The organism is Candidatus Poribacteria bacterium, assembly GCA_021295715.1.
In the GTDB taxonomy this organism is placed as follows: Bacteria; Poribacteria; WGA-4E; order WGA-4E; family WGA-3G; genus WGA-3G.
Genome location: JAGWBV010000146.1, coordinates 1,418 through 6,563 on the forward strand (window position 1 = coordinate 1,418; position 5,146 = coordinate 6,563).

Below are 5,146 nucleotides of genomic sequence, written 5' to 3' on the forward strand. Positions count from 1 at the left end.
TCTATCATTCAACAGGTGAACCTCGTCGATGCAGAAGGTAAACGGGAAGACATGTCGAAACGCCGTGGACAGTTTCGCACCCTCGATTCCCTTATTGACGAACTCGCAGAGACTGTCGGCGAACAGTTTGCGGTGGATGTTGCTCGCTATTTCTTTCTCATGCGTGCCAACAATACGCATCTCGATTTCAATATGGAATTGGCAGTTACACACGCCAGCGAGAATCCCGTCTTCTACATCCAGTATGCCCACGCACGGTGCTGTAGCATCTTCGAGCAGGGAGATGAGCAAGGAATTACCCCTAAACCTATTGAGGCAGTCTCTCTCAACCAGCTCACAGAGCCAATGGAACATGAATTGATCAGAAAATTAGCCGAATTCCCATCAACTGTGCTTTTGAGCGCAGAGGCACGGGAAGCGCATCGTGTTGTGCATTACCTACACGAACTCGCAGGAATTTTTCATCCGTACTACAACCAACACCGAGTACTTGATCCTGCAGACATGGAAAAGACGCACGCACGGCTCATTCTGATACAGAGCGTGCAAAGAGTGTTGAGAAATGGCTTGACGTTGCTGGGTATTTCTGCCCCGACATCTATGTAGTTAGCTATCGGCATTGTCCCGCAAGCCCACACGCGGCTTGCGTCGCAATCAGCAAAGAGGTGTTTTTGAACAATAGCCAATGACAATAGGAAAAAATATGACGATAGATTATAGGAAAACCGATAAGGCGCATGTGTGGCACCCTCTGTTTCAGCATCAACGCCTTGAAGAAACATCGTTAGCCGTTTTTGAATCGGCGCACGGGACAACGCTTGTAGATGCAGAAGGTCGTGAGTACTTAGATGCATACTCGGCACTCTGGAACGTCAATGTCGGTTATGGTAGACAGGAGATTGCAGATGCCGTCTATGCACAGATACAGCAGTTGCCTTACTACCCGCACTCGCAGATTAACGTCCCTGCCACGGTATTAGCAGAGCGTCTCGCTGCATGTCTTCCGGGTGATTTGAACCATGTCTTTTTCTCCAACAGCGGTTCGGAGGCAAATGAAACCGCCATCAAAATGGCACGGCAGTTCGGCAGGCAAACCTATCCGGGTGAAAATCGCTACAAGATCATCAGTCGGTATCGCGGTTATCACGGATTTACGTATGGTGCCCTGTCAGCAACAGGACAGGCACGCAGACGGAAAGCTTTTGAGCCGCTCGTTCCAGGTTTCCCGCATGCGCATCCACCTTACTGCTACCGGTGTCCTCTTGGCTTAGACGTTTCTTCTTGCGGTATCGCATGCGCTGATGAAATTGAACGAATAATTCAGTCGGAGGGACCCGAAACCGTGATCGGGGTCATTGCTGAGCCTATCATCGGTGGTGGCGGCGTGATCGTCCCGCCAGATGAATATTTCCCGAAGTTGAGACAAATCTGTGACGATTACGGTTTGCTCCTTATTCTTGATGAGGTAATTACTGGGTTTGGACGCACGGGCAAGATGTTTGCCTGTGAGCATTGGGATGTGCAGCCCGACCTGATTACGCTCGCAAAGGGTCTCACGAGCGGTTATCTACCACTCGGTGCATGTGTCGCCTCAACGGAGGTTTTCGAGGCATTCCTCGGTGAAGCCGATGAAAACAAAGAATTCGCCCAAGTCTGCACCTACGGCGGACATCCAGTCGCATGTGCCGCTGGTATCGCGAACCTCGAAATTCTTCAAAGGGAACGCCTCTGGGAAAATTCGGAAAAGGTAGGGGCACATCTGCTCTCGAAATTAGAAACGTTGTGTGACTTACCCATTGTCGGTGATGTCCGTGGCAAAGGATTGATGATAGCGGTGGAACTCGTTCAAGCCGATGGCACGCATCTCGATACGGCGACAACCAACCAAATCGTGGGGCAATTGCGAGACTTCGATACAGGCGGAATCATCGTCGGGAAAATTGGGCATGCTGTCGATGAACCGGAAAACATCATTTACATCGCACCCCCACTGATTCTCACAGAAGCAGAGGCGGACAGAATTTTTGAGACGTTACGTCAAGTACTTATCCAAAAGGAGTTTTAATTCGTGCCGTTTCGCCGTTGGAATCTTGTCGGGATGGGTAGCGATCGCGAATTGCAGGGCGGTTGAACAGGCACATGTCCGTTGACCTTCAGGGATTTTACCAACAGCTGCTCTTACTGTCTTTTTAGATGCCTCAACATTGAAACGGACGTTATCAAGAATCATCTCGGTTGTCACGTTATCGTGTTCAGGGTGCCAACAATCGTAATCGGTAGAGCAGGCGAGGACAGCATAGCAGATTTCAGCCTCGCGAGCGAGTTTCGCTTCCGGTGCCGCGGTCATTCCGATAATGTCAAATCCGAAGTGCCGGTAAAGTTCAGACTCCGCTTGTGTAGAAAACGCCGGGCCTTCCATACAGATATAGGTGCCGCCGTTGTGAACCGCTGTGCTGGCTTCCGTAGCCGCTGCTGACAGAAAGGAACTGAGGTGTGAACAGAAAGGATGTGCCAAGCTGACATGGGCAGCGATACCGTCACCGAAAAATGTTGATTTTCGATCCTTTGTGTGGTCGTAGAGTTGGTCTGGTATAACGAAATGGCGGGGTTCAATATCTTGTCGTAAGCTTCCGACGGCACTCACAGAAATCAGCCATTCTACGCCTAACGCTTTTAAAGCATAAATATTCGCGCGGACATTAATCTCAGAAGGAAGTATCCGATGGCCAGTGCCGTGCCTCGGTAGAAAAACGACGGGCTTCCCATCAAGGTCACCCAGAATAAGAGCATCGCTCGGTTTACCGAACGGGGTTTCGACCGTGATTTCTTCGATGTCTGTTAAGCCTTCCATCTGGTAAAAACCGCTGCCACCAATAATTCCGATACGCATTTATAATTATTCCTTGCGGAGTTATCAAGTAGGTTTTATACTTGATGTGCCTTCTTATAGAGTTAGGGGAAATGCCCAAGCAAAACCCTTCCACTTTGTTTCGGACTACGGGTTTGGTATTATATCAAGAACCTGCGCGGAATGAAATTATGCCCGCTTTAGACATACAGGGCATAATTTGTCTTTGCTTTACTTATGGAGCGCAGTCCAGGAGATCATAGTTAAAAAAATGGCACTATTGCATTGTGGTAATTTAACACTTGAGGGAAAATCCAGTTCCGCCGTTGCGACTTACATTCGTGTAAGAGAACTGGACCTCGTTTTCGATTTAGGTAGATGTCCGATGAATTTTATCGGCATCGGCAACGTTTTTATTTCCCATTTCCACCTCGATCACTACTTTGGATTGCCTATCTACATCAGTCAACGCTGGCTTGCAGGCATACCGCCGGGGAACATCTACGTCCCTTGGAGTGGGTCTAAGCAACTGATGCACATTCTTGATAGGATCTCGGCGTTGGATACCGGCAAGAGTTGGGCGTATCAAATCACGCCGGTTCGGGTGGGTGATGAGATTCCGTTTCGCCAAAATTTAGTGGCACACATTTTGCCAAGCGACCACAGCGTCCCCGCTGTTTCTTATCTGATTTGTGAGGTGCGCAAGAAACTGAAACCCGAGTTTCAGCATTTGTCAGGGCGTGACATCGCAGAACTGAAACGTTCAGGAGTCGAGATAACGACAGAGGTGCAATTGCCCTTAATCGCCTACTTAGGAGATACACGAAGTGTCCCTCTTGACGCACATCCATTACTCAAGCAGTGCAAAGTCTTGATTTGCGAATGCACATTCATCTTACCGGAGCATCGAGTACGTGCGAAGCGGACAATGCATCTACATCTTGAGATGTTACCCTCGATGTTGGCAGAGGTTGAGAGCGAACATATCGTCCTAATCCACTTCTCCCGTCGTTATACACCCGAGCTTATCCGACAAAAGGTTTTCAAGCACTTACCCCCGGGTGACCGTTCTCGCGTCCAACTGTTTATCTAATGCGCGACAGCGTTCTGCTCAATTTCTGTCCGTTCCATGTAGAGATGTGTTGTCAGGAGCGCCCAGATTGGTGCGATTATCGCGTCTATCAATATGTTTACAACGACCATCACCGCGATTGCCCAAACAGGGGAATGCTGTAAGGTTATTTGGACCTGAGTGCCAAAAAAGAGATCGAAGAATTTCTCTGATAGTAGTATCTCACGTAAGGGCACAAATTCAGGGGTAACGACAGAAAACAGTAGCAACGTTAAACCGAGAACCGCGGTGGTAAACACCATTGTTCCCCAAACAAGCAACAGGTACATACCGAAAAACTGCTTCCATTTCCCGCGCACGAGTTCACTACTGCGGCGCAGCGCAGCGATCCACGATAGATTCTCAATAATGATCCCTTGGTTGTAGAGGCTCCATTTTACCAGAAAATAAACCGCGGGAATACCAACGATCATCAGCAACAGAATCGGCGTAGAAGGTGCTACCGGTACATACGGTATCAAAACTTGAGAGAATCCGGTCAAGATAGGTATGACAATGGTAAAAAATGCCATTGTAACGAGTAGCCCGAATAAGACCCATATCCCCAAAATAGATACGATCTTGCGACGTGTATGTCGCCATGCCTCGCCTGAAGTAGCATTTGTGCCACGGTATTGATGGACTATGATAAAAGCCAGTGGACACATTGCAAACCATAGAAAACCGATGCCAAAGGTAGATCCATTGAAGCCAACAGTTGTCTTTACACCCATTGGTTTCGAGGAAGACTGATTAGTTTCTGTTGATCCACTAAATACCGTGATTTCTCCTGATGTGCTAAAAGTCCATTGTGCCTCTGAAATCCATAATTTAGAAAACAGAAACAAGGCACTGTAGAAGGCAAAGCTGACAATGATGACGGGTAACATCACCTCGGAATATCGTTGAGATAAATCCAGACTGCTGCGGCACGGAAGTCGTGTTACTCGTGTTTTCCAATATGTTCTGCATAGCCGTGTTCCATCATAGAGACAGGGGTAGATGTAGACGAGCCTGCGAAGATATGATGTCGGGTGGTGTATGTAGGGGCAAGTCCCTATGCCATCCATCTTCATGCATTTATGAACGATGAAGAAGCACAGGGACCCGCCCTACAGCACACGACCGATCACTCTTCTATGAAAGCAGCAGAGGGAAACCGAGTATAGGAGGGGGGTTTCCCTGGA

Annotated in this window: 5 protein-coding genes; 3 read left to right on the plus strand and 2 right to left on the minus strand. The window is 48.5% G+C overall.

The window, feature by feature from the left end:
- Both argS and J4G07_21915 read left to right on the plus strand, forming a co-directional pair.
- Nucleotides 1-606, plus strand: a 606-nt coding sequence (argS, locus tag J4G07_21910; GenBank protein MCE2416640.1) for an arginine--tRNA ligase, incomplete at its 5' end; no start/stop codon positions are given.
- 79 nt (nt 607-685) lie between these two features.
- Nucleotides 686-2,065 carry an aminotransferase class III-fold pyridoxal phosphate-dependent enzyme gene (locus J4G07_21915; GenBank protein MCE2416641.1) on the plus strand — a complete coding sequence of 460 codons (1,380 nt, stop codon included), beginning with the start codon at nt 686-688 and terminating at the stop codon, nt 2,063-2,065.
- Here the strand turns inward: J4G07_21915 and mtnP are convergent.
- Entirely contained in the window at nt 2,033-2,890 is an 858-nt protein-coding gene (gene mtnP / locus J4G07_21920) for an S-methyl-5'-thioadenosine phosphorylase (GenBank protein MCE2416642.1), read from the minus strand. The genes J4G07_21915 and mtnP overlap by 33 nt on opposite strands.
- 229 nt (nt 2,891-3,119) lie before the next feature.
- Between mtnP and J4G07_21925 the strand changes: the two genes are divergently transcribed.
- Nucleotides 3,120-3,941 carry a hypothetical protein gene (locus J4G07_21925; protein MCE2416643.1) on the plus strand — a complete coding sequence of 274 codons (822 nt, stop codon included), beginning with the start codon at nt 3,120-3,122 and terminating at the stop codon, nt 3,939-3,941.
- Here J4G07_21925 and J4G07_21930 read toward each other — a convergent pair.
- Nucleotides 3,938-4,693 (minus strand): hypothetical protein, encoded by a 756-nt coding sequence (locus tag J4G07_21930; protein ID MCE2416644.1) that lies wholly within the window; start codon nt 4,691-4,693, stop codon nt 3,938-3,940. The genes J4G07_21925 and J4G07_21930 overlap by 4 nt on opposite strands.
- Nucleotides 4,694-5,146: the final 453 nt, after the last annotated feature.